The 19,068-nt window shown below is 60.1% G+C and carries 16 protein-coding genes and 1 tRNA gene; 9 read left to right on the top strand and 8 right to left on the bottom strand.

Features of this window, described 5'->3' with window-relative positions:
• Positions 1-6: 6 nt before the first annotated feature.
• Genes QZ298_RS07475 through QZ298_RS07450 form a run of 6 tightly spaced genes read right to left on the bottom strand, consistent with a single transcriptional unit; the run spans position 7 to position 7,348 of the window.
• Complete coding sequence (locus tag QZ298_RS07475; protein ID WP_296007485.1) at positions 7-2,046, bottom strand: alpha-galactosidase; 2,040 nt, start codon at positions 2,044-2,046, stop codon at positions 7-9.
• A 22-nt stretch (positions 2,047-2,068) separates the two neighbouring features.
• Positions 2,069-3,178: an amidohydrolase family protein gene (locus tag QZ298_RS07470; RefSeq protein ID WP_296007483.1), complete on the bottom strand. Its 1,110-nt coding sequence runs from the start codon at positions 3,176-3,178 to the stop codon at positions 2,069-2,071.
• Between the two features lie 28 nt (positions 3,179-3,206).
• Complete coding sequence (locus QZ298_RS07465) at positions 3,207-4,031, bottom strand: class II fructose-bisphosphate aldolase (RefSeq protein WP_296007482.1); 825 nt, start codon at positions 4,029-4,031, stop codon at positions 3,207-3,209.
• 12 nt (positions 4,032-4,043) lie between these two features.
• Positions 4,044-5,000: a carbohydrate kinase family protein gene (locus tag QZ298_RS07460; RefSeq protein ID WP_296007479.1), complete on the bottom strand. Its 957-nt coding sequence runs from the start codon at positions 4,998-5,000 to the stop codon at positions 4,044-4,046.
• Positions 4,997-6,226 carry a class II D-tagatose-bisphosphate aldolase, non-catalytic subunit gene (locus QZ298_RS07455; RefSeq protein ID WP_296007478.1) on the bottom strand — a complete coding sequence of 410 codons (1,230 nt, stop codon included), beginning with the start codon at positions 6,224-6,226 and terminating at the stop codon, positions 4,997-4,999. Before QZ298_RS07455 ends, QZ298_RS07460 begins: the two co-directional genes overlap by 4 nt.
• Positions 6,227-6,253: 27 nt before the next feature.
• Positions 6,254-7,348 carry an SIS domain-containing protein gene (locus QZ298_RS07450; protein WP_296007476.1) on the bottom strand — a complete coding sequence of 365 codons (1,095 nt, stop codon included), beginning with the start codon at positions 7,346-7,348 and terminating at the stop codon, positions 6,254-6,256.
• A 385-nt stretch (positions 7,349-7,733) separates the two neighbouring features.
• Between QZ298_RS07450 and QZ298_RS07445 the strand changes: the two genes are divergently transcribed.
• The 6 genes from QZ298_RS07445 to QZ298_RS07420 all read left to right on the top strand — a co-directional run bounded on the left by QZ298_RS07445 (position 7,734) and on the right by QZ298_RS07420 (position 12,876).
• On the top strand, positions 7,734-8,519 hold the full coding sequence (locus QZ298_RS07445; protein ID WP_296007474.1) for a DeoR/GlpR family DNA-binding transcription regulator: 786 nt from the start codon (positions 7,734-7,736) through the stop codon (positions 8,517-8,519).
• A 169-nt stretch (positions 8,520-8,688) separates the two neighbouring features.
• Positions 8,689-10,167 carry an IMP dehydrogenase gene (gene guaB, locus QZ298_RS07440; protein WP_296007472.1) on the top strand — a complete coding sequence of 493 codons (1,479 nt, stop codon included), beginning with the start codon at positions 8,689-8,691 and terminating at the stop codon, positions 10,165-10,167.
• A 22-nt stretch (positions 10,168-10,189) separates the two neighbouring features.
• A complete protein-coding gene (locus QZ298_RS07435; protein ID WP_296007470.1) occupies positions 10,190-10,408 on the top strand; it encodes a hypothetical protein in 219 nt (72 codons plus the stop codon).
• Between the two features lie 2 nt (positions 10,409-10,410).
• Complete coding sequence (locus tag QZ298_RS07430; RefSeq protein ID WP_363323886.1) at positions 10,411-10,749, top strand: DUF3795 domain-containing protein; 339 nt, start codon at positions 10,411-10,413, stop codon at positions 10,747-10,749.
• Between the two features lie 106 nt (positions 10,750-10,855).
• Positions 10,856-12,382 (top strand): glutamine-hydrolyzing GMP synthase, encoded by a 1,527-nt coding sequence (gene guaA, locus QZ298_RS07425; protein WP_296007468.1) that lies wholly within the window; start codon positions 10,856-10,858, stop codon positions 12,380-12,382.
• Positions 12,382-12,876 (top strand): 3'-5' exonuclease, encoded by a 495-nt coding sequence (locus QZ298_RS07420; protein ID WP_296007466.1) that lies wholly within the window; start codon positions 12,382-12,384, stop codon positions 12,874-12,876. Before guaA ends, QZ298_RS07420 begins: the two co-directional genes overlap by 1 nt.
• 79 nt (positions 12,877-12,955) lie before the next feature.
• On the opposite strand, the gene QZ298_RS07415 is transcribed toward QZ298_RS07420, so the two are convergent.
• Both QZ298_RS07415 and QZ298_RS07410 read right to left on the bottom strand, forming a co-directional pair.
• Positions 12,956-14,170, bottom strand: coding sequence for a porin (locus QZ298_RS07415; protein ID WP_296007464.1), 1,215 nt, complete (start codon positions 14,168-14,170; stop codon positions 12,956-12,958).
• Positions 14,171-14,337: 167 nt separating this feature from the next.
• Positions 14,338-14,429, bottom strand: a tRNA-Ser gene (locus QZ298_RS07410).
• A gap of 118 nt (positions 14,430-14,547) precedes the next feature.
• Between QZ298_RS07410 and QZ298_RS07405 the strand changes: the two genes are divergently transcribed.
• From QZ298_RS07405 to QZ298_RS07395, 3 genes are all read left to right on the top strand, one after another.
• The gene (locus QZ298_RS07405; RefSeq protein WP_296007462.1) at positions 14,548-15,939 is read left to right on the top strand and encodes a hypothetical protein; all 1,392 of its coding nucleotides are present in this window, start codon (positions 14,548-14,550) and stop codon (positions 15,937-15,939) included.
• A 15-nt stretch (positions 15,940-15,954) separates the two neighbouring features.
• Complete coding sequence (locus tag QZ298_RS07400; RefSeq protein WP_296007460.1) at positions 15,955-17,205, top strand: DUF4861 family protein; 1,251 nt, start codon at positions 15,955-15,957, stop codon at positions 17,203-17,205.
• Positions 17,206-17,361: 156 nt separating this feature from the next.
• The gene (locus QZ298_RS07395) at positions 17,362-19,041 is read left to right on the top strand and encodes a glycoside hydrolase family 28 protein (RefSeq protein ID WP_296007458.1); all 1,680 of its coding nucleotides are present in this window, start codon (positions 17,362-17,364) and stop codon (positions 19,039-19,041) included.
• The last annotated feature ends 27 nt before the right edge of the window (positions 19,042-19,068 follow it).

Below are 19,068 nucleotides of genomic sequence, written 5' to 3'. Positions count from 1 at the left end.
TAGGGTTTAGTGGTTGTTGGTTTCAGGGGTTCGTACGGGGGCGACTTCGATCAGGTAGCTGCCTTCGAAGACCGGGGCGATCGTCGGGCGGCAGCCCTCCACGGTATAGGTGCGCCCGTCGGCCGCATATTCCGTCACGGTGTAGATGCAGGCCGGGTCGAGTCCGCGCAGGACGATCTCGCCGCCGCTCCAGTTCTCGGCGTAGAATGCGTAGTAGATGCGGCCCTCCTTGCCGATGACGTGCGTCTCGGGCTTGTCCCACGCGATGTCGTAGAGGTTGAGGTAGTCGCCCGTGGAGAGCATCTTTTCGTTGTAGAGGGTCAGCCACTTGCTGTAGAGTTTCTCCTTGTCCGGAGTCAGCCGGTAGTCGGCTTTCACGTGGGGGTTGTTGCGCGGCCACGTGAATTTCGAGCCGACCACACCGCCGATGCCCAGCTGGGAGGGGAAGTCGATGCCGCCGTCGCTCAGTTCCACATGGTCGGCATAGTAGGCCAGCTGCGGAGCGATGGCCTTGTAGACTTTGCCTTTGAGGCGGATTTGCCAGCTCGATGTGGGGTCGGAGGCTACGGCCTGGTTCATGTAGGGCAGGTTGAAGAAGTTCATGGCGCAGCCGCAGGGGCAGAGCTGGATTACCGCGTCGGGTTTGAGTGCCCGCGCCCGTTCGAAGATGGCTTTGAAGAAGGTAGGGAACTGCTCCACCGCCACGTCAGGGTGCGTCAGTCCGCTGTGCGGGTTGTGGTCGGGCATGCAACAGTTCAGATGCTGCCCGTCGAGTTTCAGCCCGTCGAAATTCCATTTGTCGATGAAGCGGTCGACCAGCCCGGCCGTGTAGTGTGCGGTCGACGGATTGACGGGCGAGAGGTAGTAGCTGTCCCACCAAGTGATGAACTCCGGCGTTCCCTCTTCGGTAATGAGCTGCATTTCGGGGTGTTCGCGCAGGATGCGCGTGCCTGGATCGGCCGCCAGAGGCGCCCACCAGAGCTTGGCTTTCAGACCGTGGGCATGGATGGCGTCGGTCAGGCGGCGCATGTCGCGGTCGCCGCCCGGAAAGCGGGCGTTGGGTTCCCAGTCGCCCTCGGCGATCTGGAATCCGTCGTCGACGTCGACCCATTTGAAGCCCAGTTGGGCCGCTTTGGGCAGCGTGCCGATCACTTCGTCGAGGGTAAACATGCGTTCGTAGCCCCAGGCGCACCACACCGGTTCGAAAGCTCCGGGTTCGGATTCGGCCGGACGGAAGCCCTCGTGTTGTTGCATGTAGCGGCTGAATTGCCGGAGCGGAGCATAGAAGTCGCCCCGATGCACCGCCACGAACGAGCGGTCGAGCTTCAGCGTGTCACCGGTGCCGAACGGCAGCCCTTCCTTGAAGTCGCGGCGCAGGCCTGCCGTCGGCCGGGTGCTCTGTTCGGGCCACGCTACGGGCATCGAGATCATTTGCAGCGTCCGTTCGCGAAGTCCCGCACTGATGCCGCAGTCGCGGCGCCAAAGGGTCACCATCGGGATGCCGCCCCCGTAGTCGGAGTTGTTCATCCCCAGGTAGTTCTGTTGTTCGAAACCCGGGCGGACGGGGAGTATCCAGTCTTGACGGGCCGAGGTCGAGGAGGGCTGGAACGACCAGACGAGCGAGTCGCTCTCTACGGCGAAGTCGTTTTGCGTGACCGAGCGGATCGTCAGCGGGCGCCCTTGGTTCACATAGCGCGTTTCCACGAGCGCCATGTCGGGAAAGCCGGGGTCGACCGTGATGCGCAACCGTTTTTCCACGCGGATGTCGTCGGTCTCGCAGATGCCGGTCAGTTCGTGGCTTTGGCCTGCGGTCTGCTTCCTCACGATCCGGAAGTCGGCCAGCACGGCTTCGTCGGCCGTGACGACGCCTTGGGGCATGAATGCGCCCGAAAGCGGGCCTTGGGTTTCGGCCTGCGACGCCACGCGCCAGTGCATGCTTTCGTCGATTTCGATATGCAGGTCGCCGTTGTCGATGCGCTTCGTGTGGCTGCACGACACGGCTACGGCCGCGAAAAGCAGGAACGACGGTATGTGGATGATTTTCATCTTGTTGCGGTTTTTGAGTAGGTTATTTTTTCAGAATCCGCAGGGCGTTGTCGCGGTAGATCTTCTTGAGCACCTTGGCCGGCAGGTCGAAGCCGCTGTACGACCAGTGGTAGCCGAAGTCGGGGTTGTAGATGTGCTCGTCGTCGGTCTCCAGCAGGCGGAAAGTCATCCGGTACATGGAGGGGGCCATGCCGTTGTCGGTGCCGTAGAGCACGCGGTCGGCGTATTTCAGCAGGAAACGGCGCGTGGCGCGCGGCGTGACGGCCGATTCGGCCATGCGGCCCGCCAGATCGACGTAGAGGTTGGGGTACTTGTCCAGCAGGGCGCCCAGACGCTCCAGATCCTGGTTCATGTTCAGATAGTGGCAGGCGATGAACGTCGTGCCGGGATAGGCCGCCACGGTGCGTTCGAATGTCGCGATGAGTTCTTCGTAGTCGCGGCATCCCTCCACGGCGGTGTCCACCGCCCAGGTGGCGCCGTTCAGCAGACCGTCGTTGTGGCGGTCGAGCGGACGGTACATCCAGATCGGTTCGGCGATGTGGATGCTGACGGGCATGCCCAGTTCGCCGCAGCGCTCGAACAACGGGCGGAGCTTCGGGTCGTCGGTGTGGATGCCTTTGCCCGGTATGGGATTGGCATAGAGGTCGCCCAGCCCCTTGTCGCCCAGTTCGCCCACGCCTACGGCGCCCAGACGGTGGCACTTTTCGAGTTGGGCGACGGCTCGCTCGGCCCAGTCGGGACGGTCGAAATCCGTGTAGTCGAAGCAGCACCAGAACGCGAACCGCTCTTTGTAGGGGGCATACTTTTCGATGTAGGCCTCGAACGGCTCCCCGATCCAGTTGCAGTGTTGCACGTGGGTCTTCTCGATGCCGCAGGCGTCCATCGCCTCGACCCATGCGCGGATCTCCTCTTCGTTGCGGGCATAGTCGTGGGAGTGGATGTCGATGGCTGCGAAACGCGCTTTCTCCACCTCGGTAACGGGAATGCGGAAGATTGATTCCGGGCGGAAGTCTTTCAGTTTGAGCTCCTGCACGGCGGCTTTTGCCGTCGTCATGCCGTCGTCCGGCGTCTGGGCCTGTGCGATGCCCGTGCTGCACAGCAGGGCGAGGGCGAGTAGTTGTTTTGGTTTCATGGTTTCGGGTTTTAGGGTTGGTTGTTCGCTATCGGGCGGCGCTGCCGCTCATGCGGTATTTCTCTTCCAGCAGCGCGACGGTCGGGGCGATCGCCCGGGGAAATACTTTCCGCAGGTCGATTTCGTCCGAGGCGAGGAGCGTCTCCTTGAGAGCGCGCATGAACGTGTCCTTGATTTCGGTGGCCAGGTTGACTTTGGCGATGCCGTTGGCTATGGCTTCCTGCACCATCGCATGGGGGATGCCCGAGCTGCCGTGAAGCACCAGCACCGCATCGGTTGCGGCGTGGATTTCCCGCAGCCGGGCGATGTCCAGCCGGGGCGGCTGCTTGTAGAAGCCGTGGGCCGACCCGATGGCCACGGCCAGCGCGTCGACACCGGTGCGGGCAACGAATCGGGCGGCCTGGTCAGGGGTGGTAAAGCCTCCGCCCTGGGTCTGCCCCAGTTTGGCGACGTAGCCCAGTTCGGCTTCGACATGGGCGCCGTAGCGGCGGGCCATTTCGACCACTCGGCGGACGATCCGCACGTTCTCGTCGAAGGGCTGTTCGCTGGCGTCGATCATTATCGAGTCGAAACCCGCGTCGAGGCACGCTTGGACGAGTTCTTCCGAATCGCCGTGGTCGAGGTGTATCCACCCCTCCAGCCCGTAGTCGGCCAGTCCCCGGCGACCCATTGCCACGGCCTGGTGCAGCCCCATGTATCGGATTGAGCTGCGCGTGAGTTGCAGCATGACGGGTGCCTGGACGCGTTGTGCGGCTTGCAGGACGGCGGTCAGGGTCTCGAAGTTATAGAAGTTGGTCGCCAGCAGGGCCTGGCGGGCTTGTTGGCAGGATTTCAGTTTGTCTTGGATGCGCATGGGATGGGGGTTTTAGATGTCGAGTGTCTCGCCGAAGTGTTCGCGGGCCGTGCGGATCGCCGTTTCGCGGTCGGCGAAAGCGCCCGTGCCGCCGGCTGCCGTGGTGTTGACGGCTCCCGTGAGGGTGCCCAGCCGTTGGCACTCTTCGAGCGGGCGGCCTTGTACGAAGCCGTAGACGAAGCCCGAATTGAAACTGTCGCCGGCGCCGATCGTGTCGACGACCCGGCGGTTGAGGAATGCCGGCAGCAGACGCATGGCGCCCTGCTTGGGGACGAGCAGCGAGCCGCGCCCTCCGCATTTGACGATGGCCGCGCGACCCAGGTAGGGCCTCACGGAGGCGATCGCTTCGTCGAGGGTCGACGTGCGGGTGAGAGCCAGCAGTTCGCTTTCGTTGGGCATGAACAGATCGACCATCGGCAGCAGGTGCGGGTAGTCGAAGTCCCAGCGTTCGGCGGGATCCCATTGCGTGTCGAGCGACACGGTAATGCCTTTGCTTTGGGTCGTGCGGAGCAGGTCGCCCAGGTCGCTGCGCAACCCCGGCTGCATGAAGATCGAGGAGATGTGCACGTGGCGCGTCAGATCGAAGAGCGTCGGGTCGAGGTCGCCCAGGCGCAGACGCTCCATGGCTCCCTGGTAGGTAACGTTGGCGCGGTCTTCGTCGTAGGACATCACGATCGTGGCTCCCGTGGCGCAGGCGTCGGACGTTACCACGAAACGCGTGTCGACCTTCTTCGCGCGGAGCGACTCCTCGACCAAGCTTCCGAAGAGATCGCGGCCGATCATTCCTGCGAAAGCGGTGCGGGCGCCCAGCGCTGCGGCATTGGCGGCGAAGATGGCCGTCGAACTGCCCAGCGTGAGTAGCATTTCGCCCGCGAATTTCTCCTTGCCCATCTCGGGGAATCCCCCGATGCGATTGAGGATCAGGTCGACGTTCAGTTCGCCGATGGCCGTTATGTCGAATGTTTTCACGGCAGCAGATCGTTGAGGTTGACCAGATTGAAAGCGTGGAAATATTTGTCCATGTCGCGTTCGATGCGCGAGAGCACGACCTCCTCCGGGGCGTAGCCGCGGCGTGAGAGGTTGTCGTAGAGTCGTTGGCGGGCGACCAGCGCTTCGGGGTGTTGCCAAATGTAGCGGCAGCCCGTTTTCACGAGCCACAGTTGGCGTTCGGGCGTCAAGGCGTCGAATTCTTTGCCCGGTTCGTCGCCATGGAGCCATTTGCGCCAGCGTCCCGAGTCGCAGACCAGCCGCCGCAGCACCGTCGTGATGCGGGAGGGCTGCGCCACGGCGCCCTGCGCGTTGAGTTCGCGCTCGATCTCTTCCAGCTCGGCCAGGGCGTCGTATTCGCTCATGGTAAACTCCGGGCCTACGTTGGCCGCGCCCATGCCCGTGAGGGGGTAGGCTTCGGGGTTGCTCACCCCGTCGGTGTAGTGGCCCTTGATGAAACTCCCGCAGGGACGGACTTTGGCTGTCAGCCTTCGGGCGACTTCGGGGTCGAAGGTGGTCGTGTGCAGGTCGGTGCCTACTTTACCCACGATGAAGCAGGGCCATACGTCGTTCAGCCCGACTTCGGCCAGTCCGGCTTTCAGTCCCGCGAGGAAGTCGTCGAACGTCGCTTCGTCGGCCAGTCCGCCATGCACCTCCTCGGTGCCCACCTCGTAGGATATGGGCGCGAGGTTGCGTTCGCGGCGGAACGTCTCGATGTGGCGGATCAGTTCTACGGTGCGGGCCACCACCACGCGGATGTCGATCGTCTGGCCTGCCGGCAGGTGGATGTCTACCGTGGGGTCGACGTGGATCAGGTCGTAGCCCGCCAGTACGGCGGCTTCGAACGAGCGTTTCACGCCGGCCATCGCCTCCTCGGCCGTCCAGCGTTCGACGCTCTGCTTGTCCTTGAGCCACGGGCCGCCGTGGTCAATGGCGATGATCGTGGGCCCGGTAAAGTGCACCGCTTCGGCTTCGAAGCGGGCCAGCCGGACGAATTCGACGGGTGTCAGCCCCGTGTACCCGCCGTCGCAGTCGATTTGGTTGAGCGTCGCTGCGAAGTAGATCGGGGCGTTGTTGCGTTTGGCTGCGCGGAATGCGGCCCGCACGACGGCCGTCGAGTTGGGGCATGCCGCGAAGATTGTGCGCGGAATGCCGGTGCGGGCTTCGATGCGGGCGATGGCTTGCAGCAGGTTTTCGGTTTTTGCCATGAGGTTTCGTTTGATGTCGTTCGGAATTCAGTAGGGATAGATTGTCACGCCTTCTACCACGCGGGAGATGTTGCCCGACACCGACGGGGCGTCGGGGTCGAGACCGCCCGCCAGCGATTTGTAGTAGCCCAGCTGCTGGGCTACGAAGACGTAGGGGATGCAGCCGTAGATGCCGTGGCGCTCCGTGCCGCCGTTGAGTGCGACGTTCAGGTCGAATTCGACCTCCGGCATCTCCACGGGCGAGGCCGAGACGGCGATCATGCCGACGACGCGGTTGTTGGAGGCGATCTGGCGGATCAGGTCGGTTTCGTAGCGTCGCACGTTGGGGTCGTCCGAGAGCAGGTAGACGAGCAGCGACTCGTTGTTGACCACGGCCTTGGGGCCGTGGCGGAATCCGAGGAACGAGTCGAAGCAGCACACCACGCCGCCGTCGGTCAGCTCCTGGAGCTTGAGGTGCGACTCTTCGGCGATTCCTTTCAGGGCGCCCGAGCCGAGGAACACGGCCCGCTTGAAGTTGCGGTCGGAGATGCGGCGGATCGCGTCGTCGTAGCGGGCGAGCGCGGCTGCGGCATCGGCCGCCAGGTTGCGGATCAGGGGGCGTTGGGCGTCGAGGTCGCAGATGTTGGCGATGAGCATCGCCGTGAGCAGCATGGTCGAGAAACTGCTCGTCATGGCCAGGCTCTTGTCGTCGGTCTCGGGCGGCAGCAGCACCAGCAGGCAGTTTTCCTTGCGGGCGATCTGCGCCAGCTTGCCCTCTTTGTTGCAGGTGATGAATATGTGGGCGATGTTTCTGCCGCAAATGCGGTCGGCCAGGTTCACGGCGCCCAGGCTTTCGGGGCTGTTGCCCGAGCGGGCGAAAGAGATCAACAGCACCTTTTTTTCGGGCGAAAAATAACTCTCGGGGTGGGTAATGAGGTCGGTCGTCGCCACGGAGCGCGCTCCGCGGAACGGGGTCGAGGAGACGGCCACCTCCAGCACGTCGCCGATATAGGCCGAAGTGCCCGCGCCTGTGAAGATGATTTCGTAATGCTGCGCCAGACATTCGGTTACGAAACTTTTGATCTTCTCGCGCTGTTTCAGCAGTTCCTCGTATTCTTTCAGCCATGTATTCGGCTGCTGCATAATTTCTTTGTAGGTGAAGTTTCCTTTTGCGTTCATAATGTTCCGTGTTGTTTCGCTGTTGTTGTTTGGTTTCGTGCTCTGTTACAAAAATAGTCGTTTCGAAACTTTCGCAATTGAAATGATAAAACTATTTTGAATAGACGGATTCTTCGATGTTGTACTTTATTGATTTAACATATTGATTTATATTTATTTAATGCATTGTTTGTGTGATGCGAGAAAATGTTTCGTAATGTTTCGAATCGATATCTTGCATTTTGTTTTCCTTTTCGAGAAAAAAAGTATTACTTTTGCAATATCTTATTGGTATCGGGGGTGTTCGTGCGTCCGAAGCGGATGCGTACACCTTCCGGCCGGCTGCTTAACCAATACCGACTTCGAAAGAATGGAGAGCTTGAAGACCGCCAAGGGGCGCCGTTCGTTGATCCTGCAACGACTCAAGAACAATTCGTCCGTTTCCGTCAAGGAGCTGCACGAGGAGTTCGGGGTTTCGGAAGTTACGATCCGCAAGGATCTGAATATGCTCTACGATCGCAATCTGTTGATCCGCACGCGCGGCGGTGCGATGTGCTGTGCGGCCGAGGAGAGCGGAGACGATGCGTCTATCAGCAGCAAGCGTTTCTTCAACATGCGCGAGAAGCAGGCTATCGGCCGCCTGGCTGCGACTCTAATCGAGGAGGGGAATACGATCATGCTCGATTCGGGTACCACTACGCTCGAAATCGCGCGCAATCTTCAGCGTTTCCAGCGTCTGACCATCATTACGAACGCAGTCAATATCGCGGTCGAGCTGTTGAAATACAAGCGATTCAACGTCATCCTGTTGGGCGGCAACCTCCGCGAGCCGTCGCATTCCACCGTGGGGCCAGTCGCCGAGTCGAATCTGCGGCTGTTCTATTGCGACAAACTTTTTCTCGGGGTCGACAGCTTCAATATCGAATGCGGTTTGTCGACTCCCAACATCGAGGAGGCGAACATCAACCAGGCGATGCTTTCGATGGCCAGCGAGGTGGTGGCGGTCTTCGATTCGAGCAAGGTAAACAAGCGCAGTTTCGCTTTCATTGCGCCGGTCGACAAGATCGACGTGATCGTTACCGACGGCAATTTCCCCTCGGGTGTGCGTACGCAACTTCGTTCGATGGGCATCAAGGTCTTCGCAGCCAGCGTATAGCGTTGCTCGGGGCGGGGTTCCCTCGTTTGGGGCTGGCGGTTCGTCGCGGGGCGGCTTTCGTGTCCCAGGAAAGTGCGGTGCATGTTGATAAAAATTGATAACATGCGTCGTTTCGTGCGGAGATTCGGAAAAAAATGCTTACTTTTGCGAGCAACAAAATCCCGTTCTTATGTCGTTTGTCAATGAAAGGGTTCAGCCCGAGGGTCTTACCTTCGACGATGTGTTGCTCGTACCCGCTTATTCGGAAGTGTTGCCGCGAGAGGTCTCTTTGGAGACCCGTTTTTCCCGAAACATCAAGCTCAACATCCCCATCGTCTCTGCGGCGATGGATACCGTGACCGAGGCGCCTTTGGCTATCGCTCTGGCCCGCGAGGGCGGCATCGGCGTGATCCATAAGAACATGTCCATCGTCGAACAGGCGGCCCATGTGCGGCGTGTGAAGCGCGCCGAGAACGGCATGATCTACGATCCCGTGACCATTTCGCGCGATAATACCGTGGGCGATGCGCTCGGACTGATGCACGAAAATAAGATCGGCGGCATTCCGGTCGTCGATTCCCAACGGAAACTGATCGGTATCGTTACCAACCGCGACTTGCGTTTCCAGCGCGACATGGCGCGTTCTATCGGCGAGGTAATGACTCCCGGCGACCGGCTCATTACGACCCGCAAGACTGAGCTGGAGCATGCCTCCGAAGTGTTGCTCGATAACAAGATCGAGAAACTTCCCGTGGTCGACGATGAAGGACGCTTGGTTGGGCTTATTACCTATAAGGATATTACCAAGGTGCAGGATCATCCCAATGCCTGCAAGGATGCCAAGGGGCGTCTGCGCGTGGCTGCCGGGGTGGGCATTACGCCCGACGTCATGGAGCGCGTCGCTGCGCTCGTTGCCGAGGATGTCGATGCCGTGGTGCTCGATTCGGCGCACGGACACTCCAAGAATATCGTCACAGCCTTGAAGCAGATCAAGGCCGCCTATCCGGCGCTCGACGTCGTGGTGGGCAACATCGCTACGGCCGAGGCGGCGCGTTTTCTGATCGAGGCCGGGGCCGACGGCATCAAGGTCGGCATCGGGCCGGGTTCGATCTGCACCACGCGCATCATCGCAGGTGTCGGCGTGCCCCAGTTGTCGGCCATCTATGCTGCTGCGTCCGAGGCCAGGGGCAAGGATGTGCCGGTCATCGCCGACGGCGGTCTGCGTTACTCGGGCGACATCGTCAAGGCGTTGGCCGCAGGCGGCGACTGCGTGATGATCGGGTCGATGTTCGCCGGCACAGAGGAGGCTCCGGGCGAGACGATCATCTACAACGGCCGCAAGTTCAAGTCCTACCGCGGTATGGGGTCGATCGATGCCATGAAGGCCGGTTCGGCCGACCGTTATTTTCAGAAGGGCTGCGAGGGCAACATCAACAAGCTCGTGCCCGAGGGCATCGTGGCGCGCGTGCCGTTCAAGGGGTCGCTCAATGAGACGGTCTACCAGCTGGTGGGCGGTATCCGCTCGGGCATGGGTTACTGCGGCGCCGCCGACATCCGGGCGTTGCAGCGGGCGCAGTTTATCCGCATCTCGGCTTCGGGCATGCAGGAGAGCCATCCGCACGACGTGACCATCACGCGCGAGGCGCCCAACTATTCGAGCGAACGATAAAAACGCATAAATCTTTCCGGGTATGGTAAACGGCAATCGGCAGATTTCCCGCATAGATATTTTCGCCTTGATATTCTTTGCGTTGCTTTTCATCGTATGGCTTTATGCGGGCCGCCTTGAATGGCTCCGTTACCTTTATTTGGGATTGGCGTTCCTTTATATCTTCGTCGTCCGCATCGTGGTTTACAATTGCCGCAAGCGCAAGGAGGATGCCGAACCCGACAAGAAAAACGAATCGTAGTCATGATGAATATCGACATTGCAGCTTGCGGACTTTTTTGTGGCGCTTGTCCGCAGAAAAGCAAAGGGAAGTGCCCCGATTGCCGCGACTACGAAAAGGCCGTGTGGTGCAAGGTGCGCAAATGTTGTCTGGAGCACGGTTGGCAGAGTTGCGCCGACTGTACGATGACGACTGCCGAGAAATGCAAGATATTCAACAATATCTATGCGAAATTTTTCTCGTTCATCTTTCGTTCGGATCGGCAGGGGTGCGTCGGCCGCATCCGCGAGGTCGGATACGAGGCTTTCGCCGAGGAGATGAGGGTGGCCGGCCGCATGAACCGGCCCGTAACGAAAAAGTAGAGACCCGTAGCATGGCCGGAGATGCTGGCTCGAATCCGGCGGCGGGTTCCGAACCCGATTCTTCGGAACCGCCGATAGTTATCTGAAAAACAAACGATAATCATAGATGGAAAAAATCCTTATCCTCGATTTCGGGTCGCAGTATACGCAGCTCATCGCCCGGCGCGTGCGTGAGTTGAACGTCTATTGCGAGATACATCCGTTCAACAAGATTCCGGTGCTCGACGCGTCGGTGCGGGGCGTGATTCTCTCCGGCAGCCCTTATTCGGTGCGCGATGCCGAAGCTCCGAACCCCGATCTGTCGCAGATCAAAGGGCGCCTGCCGCTCTTGGGCGTCTGCTACGGGGCGCAGTATCTTTCGGCGGCCTATGGCGGCGAGGTGCAGCCTGCACCCAGCCGCGAATACGGCCGCGCCATGCTCACGGTGGGCGATGCTGCCGATCCGCTGATGGCCTGCCTGCCCGCCAAGACGCAGGTGTGGATGTCGCACGGTGATACGATTACCGCCGTGCCGGCCGGCTATCGTCTGATCGCCGGTACGGAGGACGTGCGCGTGGCGGCGTTCCGTATCGAGGGCGAGCCGACGTGGGGCATCCAGTTCCATCCCGAGGTCTACCATTCGACCGACGGCACGCAGCTGCTGAAGAATTTCGTGGTCGGCATCTGCGGATGCGCCCAGAGCTGGACTTCGGAGAGCTTCGTCGAGTCCACCGTGCGCGAGCTGCGCGAGAAGCTGGGCGACGATAAAGTCGTGCTGGGCCTTTCGGGCGGCGTCGACTCGTCGGTGGCCGCCGTGCTGCTTCACAAGGCCATCGGGCAGAACCTCTACTGCATCTTCGTCGATTCGGGCCTGCTGCGCAAGAACGAGTTCGAGGAGGTGCTCGAATCTTATAAGAATATGGGGTTGAACGTCAAGGGCGTCAAGGCCGGTGTCAAGTTCCTGGGCGACCTGGCCGGTGTGAGCGACCCCGAGCGCAAACGCAAGATCATCGGCCGCGACTTCGTGGAAGTCTTCAACGAGGAGGCGCAGCAAATCAACGATGTGAAGTGGCTGGCGCAGGGAACGATCTACCCCGATGTCATCGAGTCGTGTTCGGTCAACGGCCCTTCGGCCACCATCAAGTCGCACCACAACGTGGGCGGTCTGCCCGAGAAGATGAATCTGAAGATCGTCGAGCCGCTGCGGCTGCTCTTCAAGGACGAGGTGCGCCGCGTGGGCCGTTCGCTCGGGATTTCCGAGCAGTTGATCGGCCGTCATCCGTTCCCGGGGCCGGGCCTTGCGATCCGCATTTTGGGAGACATCACGCCCGAGAAAGTCGAAATCTTGCAGAACGTTGACAAAATCTATATCGACTCCCTGCGTGCTGCGGGTCTTTATGATAAGGTGTGGCAGGCCGGTGCGATTCTGCTGCCCGTCAAGAGCGTGGGTGTCATGGGCGACGAACGCACCTACGAAAGTTGCGTGGCCCTGCGTGCCGTGACCTCGACCGACGGCATGACGGCCGATTGGGTGCACCTGCCCTACGAATTCCTGGCCGACCTCTCGAACGAAATCATCAACAAGGTGCGCGGCGTCAACCGCGTAGTCTACGACATCTCCTCCAAACCGCCTGCAACCATCGAGTGGGAGTGATGACCGACTTCGTTGCCATCGATTTCGAGACGGCCAACCGCCACCGCGCCAGTGTCTGTTCGGTGGGGGCTGTCGTGGTGCGCGGCGGCGAAACGGTCGATTCGTTTTATAGTTTGATTCGTCCGCGCCCCAACTATTATAGCCCCTTTACCACGGCGATCCATGGGCTGACATGCGCCGACACCGACGAGGCTCCCGAGTTCGAGGAGGTGTGGTGCCGGCTGGTGCCGCGCATCGAGGGGTTGCCTTTGGTGGCGCACAACGCGCCGTTCGACGAGGGGTGTCTGCGTGCCGCGTTCGACCTCTACGACATGCCGTGGCCGGGCTATGAGTTCTTTTGCACCTGCCGGGCATCGCGTCGCTATTTCGGGCGGCAGCTGCCCAACCATCAGCTGCATACCGTGGCGGCTGCCTGCGGTTACGATTTGCAGCATCACCACCATGCCTTGGCCGATGCCGAGGCATGCGCACAGATCGCGCTGAAAATCCTTTGACCTCACTGCCTGCGGAGGAGTATCGGCAGGTTTTTGTCCGGATTGGCCCTCGCACTCCGGGCTGCAATATTTTCCGGATTCAGAATCCCATTTCCAGTTGAAGGGCGAACAGCCAGCGCGGGTAGTCGGTTTTTGCGGCGCGGCTGCGATGGTTGTAGGAGATGTCGGCCTGTACTTTCAGCGCATGGCCGACGATGTAGCGCGAAACGGCCGCAGTCGTTTGTGAGCGACGGCGATAACCTGCCCGGGCCTGCACTTCGGTTTGCGGGAAAAGCATCGAGTGACGCAGGGAGGTTTCCCATTTTTTGCCGATCATGTGGCCGGCTTGGACGTTGAAGCCCCAGCCTGTGTAGATCCATGTGCGGTCTTCGTCGTCGAAAACCGGGTCGGAGCAGGTGCGCCCCATGAAGTCGGCGCAGAACGAGAAACCCCGGTATTTCAGCAGGAAGTCGGCGTACCAGTTGTGCAGGTTGCGTGTCGCGCCGTCGGGCAGCAGATCGCCGTGTTGGCCGTGCGTGCGCATGGCCTTGCGGTTGTAAGAGTAAGCGCCGGCTACCATGATCTTCACTCGTTCTTCGTGGGCCAGGTCGCCCTCCGATGACTCGCCTTTCTTCTTGAATCGCCCCAGCGGATAAAGCTCCAGACGCCGCGTGTAGACCAGCCCTCCGTTGGGCGAACGGCCCCAGTTGCGGCCTTCGCCTAACGTCACGGAGCTTTTGACCGAGAAGGCGAATCCGTCGTCGCAGGGCAGGTCGTAGCGGACGAAAAGTCCGAAATCGCGGTCGGCGTTGAATTCGCCGTTTACGATGCTGCGGTCGACGAACTGCAACAAGCCCGATGACGTGATTTGCGCGCGGTTGGCTTGGATTTTCGTCTGTCCCAGCCCGAAGCTCCAGGCGGCCGATGGCCGGTAGTAGAGGATGGCGTCGGCGACGATGTTGGAGTTGCTGCGTGCATTGGCTGCGTGGCCCGTGAATCCCAGTTGAATGGCGTAGGTCAGGCGCGGCGAGTAGATGTGGCCGTCGAACTTGGCTTGCAGCCGTTTGATGCGTGCTTCGATTTCATCCAGCGTGAACCTGCGGTCGAACGACAGCGCCACGAGGTTTTGCATGCGCAGCCGCATCGTCAGCGAGAACCCGTCGCCCGGCGACCGGTAGGTTATGCCCTTGCCGATTGCGAGGGCGCCCAGATGCGGCCGGGAGAGCGAATCGGCGCTGGGAGTTTGTGCCGCGGCGGTGCCGCAGCCGATCCCTAAAAGCAGGATACAAAGGGTTTTTCGGAAATCTGTCTGCATGCGAATTTCCGATGCAATTACTGTGCAGAGATTTCCGTGTCGTGAACAAAAGTGCCGGCGAGCATGAAAGCATTGTTGCTTTCCGGTGCCGGGCGGATGTAGTGGGGCGCGCCAGAAAAAAAAGACTGCAAACTTATGTTTGCAGTCTGTCGGCTGAATTCTGTTTTTGGCGGAGAGAACGAGATTCGAACTCGTGGTACGGATTACTCCGTACGTCGGTTTAGCAAACCGGTGGTTTCAGCCACTCACCCATCTCTCCGGTCACCTCGGCGCGCCCGAGTGCGTCAAAAGGTGTGCAAATATAGAATCTTTTTGGCAAACGACAAAGAAATGCCTTCAAAATTTCTATATTTGTATCTCTGCAAATCGACTTTCGGATGAAATCGCAGCGTTATATATTGTTCGTTTGTTGGGCCTTCTGCTTGTGCATCGCCGGCAGGATGATCGCCGTTGCCCGGCCGCCGCATCCCGCCGACCGGTCGCTTGCCGAGATGCTGGAGATGGTCGAAAAACGGTTCGGGGTCGACATTCGTTGCAAGCGTTTCGCGCCCGACACCGTGCGTGCGGCGTTCGGCGACTTCCGGGTGCGGCCCTATTCTCTCGAAGAGACCCTCGACAACTTGTTGCATCCGCTCGATTTAGTGTGGAGCGGCGGGTCGAAGATTACCGTGCAGCCCTATGAATACTACCGTCGCACGCCGGCCGACGGCAAGAAGTTGTTGGCTTGGTTGTCGGCGCAATATGCTGATCGCGAGAGCTGGGAAAATCGCCGGGAGGCACTGCTCGCTGGGGCCAGGGAGGCTTTGGCGCTCGAACCGTTCGTTCGGGGACTCGTTGCGCATCCCGACGTGCGCCTGGGGCGGAGGGTGCCGCATGACGGGTATGCCACGCAGAATTATGCGCTCGAAACATTGCCCGGGTTGTATGTCTGCGGTACGATCTACGCGCCGCTCGCCCGCGGCCGTCATCCGTTGATCGTTTCGCCGGCAGGACATTGGCCCGGCGGGCGTTATCGTCCCGATCAGCAGGCGAGGATGGCCGTTTTCGCCCGCATGGGCGCTGTGGCGGTCGATATGGACATCGTAGGGTGGGGCGATTCCGAGCGGCAGATCGGCCGCGAAGCCCATACGGGGCAGCATGCTATGCAGCTGCAGGTGTTGTGGTCGAAAGCCGTTACCGATTGGATCGTCGCATCGCGCCGGGACATCGACACGACCCGCATGGCGGCCACCGGAGGTTCGGGCGGGGCGACCCATACGTTATTGTTGGCGCTCGTCGACGGGCGTTTCGCCGCCTTGGCTCCAGTGGTGCATCTTGTGTCGCATTTCGACGGCGGATGCCCTTGCGAAAGCGGGCGCCCCGTGACTCTGGCCGGGGGAGGAAGTTGTACGCCCGAATTGCTGTCCGCCGTCATGGCGCCGCGTCCCGTGCTGACCGTGAGCGACGGCGGCGACTGGACGGCGAGCTATCCCGAATTGGAATATCCGTTCTTGCAGCGCATATGGGCGTTTTACGATGCGGCCGCAGAGGTGCGCAATGTCCATCTGCCCGACGAACGCCACGATTATGGCCCCAACAAGCGGCGTGCGGTCTACGAGTTTTTTGCTGCGACCTTGGGTCTCGATCTTTCGCAGGCCGATGAGTCGGCGGTGGAACTCTTGCCCGAGGAGGCGTTGCAGAGTTTCGCCGATGGGCTGCCTGTCGGGGCGATTCGTTCGCGCGAGGAGTTGGAGCGTACGATCGAGACCTTGATCGAAGAAACCGAATAAACATTATAATTTAGAATGAAACATCTTTTCTTGATGCTGGCGGCGTGCATGGCATGCGGCGCTGCGGGCGCAAAAACCACCAAGGTGCATTATCGGCTCTCGATTTCTTCCGGCAGCGGCCCGACATGGGCCGTCGTGCGCGATGTTCCTGCCGAGGCCAAGGGTGCTACGGTCTATTTGTTGGATGCGCGGCACGGCCGCACCGAGATTCCGTCGCAGTTGGACGACCTCGACGGCGATGGTGTGTTCGACGAACTGGTCTTCCCGGTCGATATGCAGCCCGGCGAGCGGGCGGATGTGCGGGTCGATTATTCGACCAAGGAGGTCGCGCATGATTACAAGCCCTTGGTCAATGCCCAGATGTGGTGGAAGAATCCCGACAAGACCTTGACTGAAAAATCGCAGCTCTCCTCTCTCAAGGACGACATGTACCGCAAGTTGCACCACCACGGCCCCGCTTTCGAGTCGGAATACGCAGCTTACCGCATCTATTTCGACAAGAAGCAGAGCATCGACACCTACGGCAAGAGACAGCCGCGTCTGGAGTTGCGCGAGACGATGTGGTATCCCTCCGACGAGCAGCTCGCCGCCGGTTACGGCCACGACAACCTGCGTGTCTTCGGCACGGTTTCCATCGGGGCGCTCAAGGGGTGGAATCCCGTCAAGCGCCGTATGGAACACATCGTCGATATGCGGCGCCGCGAAGCGACGATCCGGGCCTATGGCCCTTTGCGTACGGTGGTCGACATGCGGGTCGAGGGGTGGAACTATGGCGGCCGCGAAATCGACATGACCTCGCGTTATATTCTCTACGGCGGCGGTTCGGTCGTCAAAGTCGAGAATTTCATCGAGGGCGAGGGCGTCGACGAACTGGAGTTGGCTACCGGCGTGATGAAGATTCGCGACAACCGAATCCGCATCGTGCGCGACAACGATAGTTATCTGTTGCAGACCGTGGGGTGCGACTTTCCCGAGAACGATACGCTCAGATGGGAGCGCGAGACGGTCGGCCTGGCCGCCTGGCTGCCGGCCCGGCAGGTGGTTTCACAGATCGACGATGCGGGCAGTTACCTTTGCCAGCTGCGTCCTGTCGGCGGGCGCATCGACTATTGGTTCGTCATGGGGTGGCGCAAGAGCGGCTTCCTCGATTGGGACGATGGGCAGAACGACGATTTGCAGACGTTCGAAACCGAGTGCGTAGCACCCCGAACGGCCCGTGCGGGCAGCCGCCCCTATGCAGAAGTGACCGTCGAGCGGTTGAATTAGGCGTTTCCGGTAGGACGGGCAGCCGGTGTCGTGCAGCGGCGGGCGGCGAAAAATCCTTGCATTGCGTCAAAAAATCCCAATTCTCTCAATTACGTCGTTGTACATTTGTATGGTTCAACCGATAAAAATTACAAAAACCGATAAATTGACGAATTTATGAATTTCAGAAATCTCTTGTTCCCGTTGGCCTTTGCGGCGCTCGCATCCGCATGTTGCGCACCTTCCTCCTCCCGGGTCGGTGCCTTGCCGGCCGACATGCCTTTCGACATGCCCGATGTGCCGCGACCTGCGATTCCCGCACGCTCGGTAAGCGTTGCCGACTTCGGCGGCGTGGGCGACGGCCATACGTTGGCTACCGAGGCATTCGCCGCAGCGATCGATGCCCTTGCGCAGCAGGGCGGCGGTCGTGTCGTTGTGCCCGCGGGCGTGTGGTATACCGGTCCTATCGTACTGAAGGATAACATCGAACTGCACCTCGACCGCAACGCCATGATCGTTTTCAGCGATGACAAGTCGCTCTATCCGCTCGTGCAGATCACTTTCGAGGGCTTGAATACGTGGCGTTGCCAGTCTCCTATTTCGGCCGTAGACGTCAAGAACGTGGCCATCACGGGTCACGGCGTCATCGACGGAAACGGCGATGCGTGGCGCGCTGTCAAGATGGGTAAACTTACCGAGGGACAATGGCGCTCCAAAGTCCGCAGCGGCGGCATCCTCTCCGACGACGGCAAGACATGGTATCCGTCGGAGAGTTTCAAGTTCGGTGCTACTTCGGGTTCTGATCAGAATGTCTCCACATGGGCTAAAACGCGTGAGGATTTCGAGAAGATGAAAGATTTCCTGCGTCCGGTAATGATCGCTATCCACCATTGCGAAAACGTTCTGCTCGAAGACGTCACTTTCCAGAACTCGCCTTGTTGGAACATCCATCCGGCCATGTGCACCAATCTGATCGTCAACAATATTACGGTGCGTTGTCCCGACTACGCCCAGAATGGCGACGGCATCGACATCGAGTCGTGCAAGAATGTCATCATGACCAATTCCAACCTCGATGTCGGCGATGACGGCATCTGCATCAAGAGCGGCAAAGACAAGGCCGGACGCGACCGCGGCATTCCGTGCGAGAACATCTATGTAGATAATTGCATCGTCTTCCACGGCCACGGCGGTTTCGTCGTCGGCAGCGAAATGTCGGGCGGCGTGAAGAATGTTCTGGTGTCCAATTGTACGTTCTCGGGTACCGATGTCGGTTTGCGTTTCAAGTCTACGCGCGGCCGCGGCGGTGTGGTGGAGAACATCCACATCGAAAATATTGCCATGAACAATATCGCCCAGGAGGCGTTGCTTTTCGACCTTTTCTATGGCGGCAAGTCCGCTTCCGAGGCGCTTGCCGACGGAGATGACGCCGAACCTACCGACATGGCGCTGAAGCCTGTCGACGAGACCACTCCGGTTTTCCGCGACATCCACATCCGCAACATCTGGTGCCGCGGTGCCCGTCGGGCTATGTATTTCAACGGTTTGCCCGAGATGAACGTCGAGCGCGTGACGGTCGAGAAAGCATGGATCTATGCTACGACGGGTGCTCAGATCAACGAGTCGACCGATGTCGTATTGCGCGACGTCACGGTCGTTCCCGTCAAGGGGCCGGCCTTGATGATCAACAACGTGAAAGATTTCCGGGCCGAGAATTTCTCGTGCCCCGCCGACTTGAAGTGCGCTTTCTCGGCTACCGGCAGCCGCAACCGCGATGTAGTGATCCGCTCTGCCGAAATTACGGCTGCCAATTCTTCGCTGTCCAAAGGGGCTGCTAAGGCCGTCGAATTCGAATAAAACCTAAAAACCAATACCTGAATGTCC

Origin of the sequence: uncultured Alistipes sp., assembly GCF_910580175.1 — a bacterium.
Lineage (GTDB): Bacteria > Bacteroidota > Bacteroidia > Bacteroidales > Rikenellaceae > Alistipes.
The sequence above is the reverse complement of the archived record's forward strand: the minus strand, read 5'-3'. Positions and strand labels throughout refer to the sequence as shown.

Coding starts and splice junctions, on each gene's coding strand:
- QZ298_RS07395 (WP_296007458.1), top strand. CDS start 17,362: ATGAATTTCAGAAATCTCTTGTTCCCGTTGGCCTTTGCGGCGCTCGCA.
- QZ298_RS07475 (WP_296007485.1), bottom strand. CDS start 2,046: ATGAAAATCATCCACATACCGTCGTTCCTGCTTTTCGCGGCCGTAGCC.
- QZ298_RS07415 (WP_296007464.1), bottom strand. CDS start 14,170: ATGCAGACAGATTTCCGAAAAACCCTTTGTATCCTGCTTTTAGGGATC.
- guaB (WP_296007472.1), top strand. CDS start 8,689: ATGTCGTTTGTCAATGAAAGGGTTCAGCCCGAGGGTCTTACCTTCGAC.
- QZ298_RS07465 (WP_296007482.1), bottom strand. CDS start 4,031: ATGCGCATCCAAGACAAACTGAAATCCTGCCAACAAGCCCGCCAGGCC.
- QZ298_RS07445 (WP_296007474.1), top strand. CDS start 7,734: ATGGAGAGCTTGAAGACCGCCAAGGGGCGCCGTTCGTTGATCCTGCAA.
- QZ298_RS07420 (WP_296007466.1), top strand. CDS start 12,382: ATGACCGACTTCGTTGCCATCGATTTCGAGACGGCCAACCGCCACCGC.
- guaA (WP_296007468.1), top strand. CDS start 10,856: ATGGAAAAAATCCTTATCCTCGATTTCGGGTCGCAGTATACGCAGCTC.
- QZ298_RS07450 (WP_296007476.1), bottom strand. CDS start 7,348: ATGCAGCAGCCGAATACATGGCTGAAAGAATACGAGGAACTGCTGAAA.
- QZ298_RS07435 (WP_296007470.1), top strand. CDS start 10,190: ATGGTAAACGGCAATCGGCAGATTTCCCGCATAGATATTTTCGCCTTG.
- QZ298_RS07455 (WP_296007478.1), bottom strand. CDS start 6,226: ATGGCAAAAACCGAAAACCTGCTGCAAGCCATCGCCCGCATCGAAGCC.
- QZ298_RS07405 (WP_296007462.1), top strand. CDS start 14,548: ATGAAATCGCAGCGTTATATATTGTTCGTTTGTTGGGCCTTCTGCTTG.
- QZ298_RS07430 (WP_363323886.1), top strand. CDS start 10,411: ATGATGAATATCGACATTGCAGCTTGCGGACTTTTTTGTGGCGCTTGT.
- QZ298_RS07470 (WP_296007483.1), bottom strand. CDS start 3,178: ATGAAACCAAAACAACTACTCGCCCTCGCCCTGCTGTGCAGCACGGGC.
- QZ298_RS07400 (WP_296007460.1), top strand. CDS start 15,955: ATGAAACATCTTTTCTTGATGCTGGCGGCGTGCATGGCATGCGGCGCT.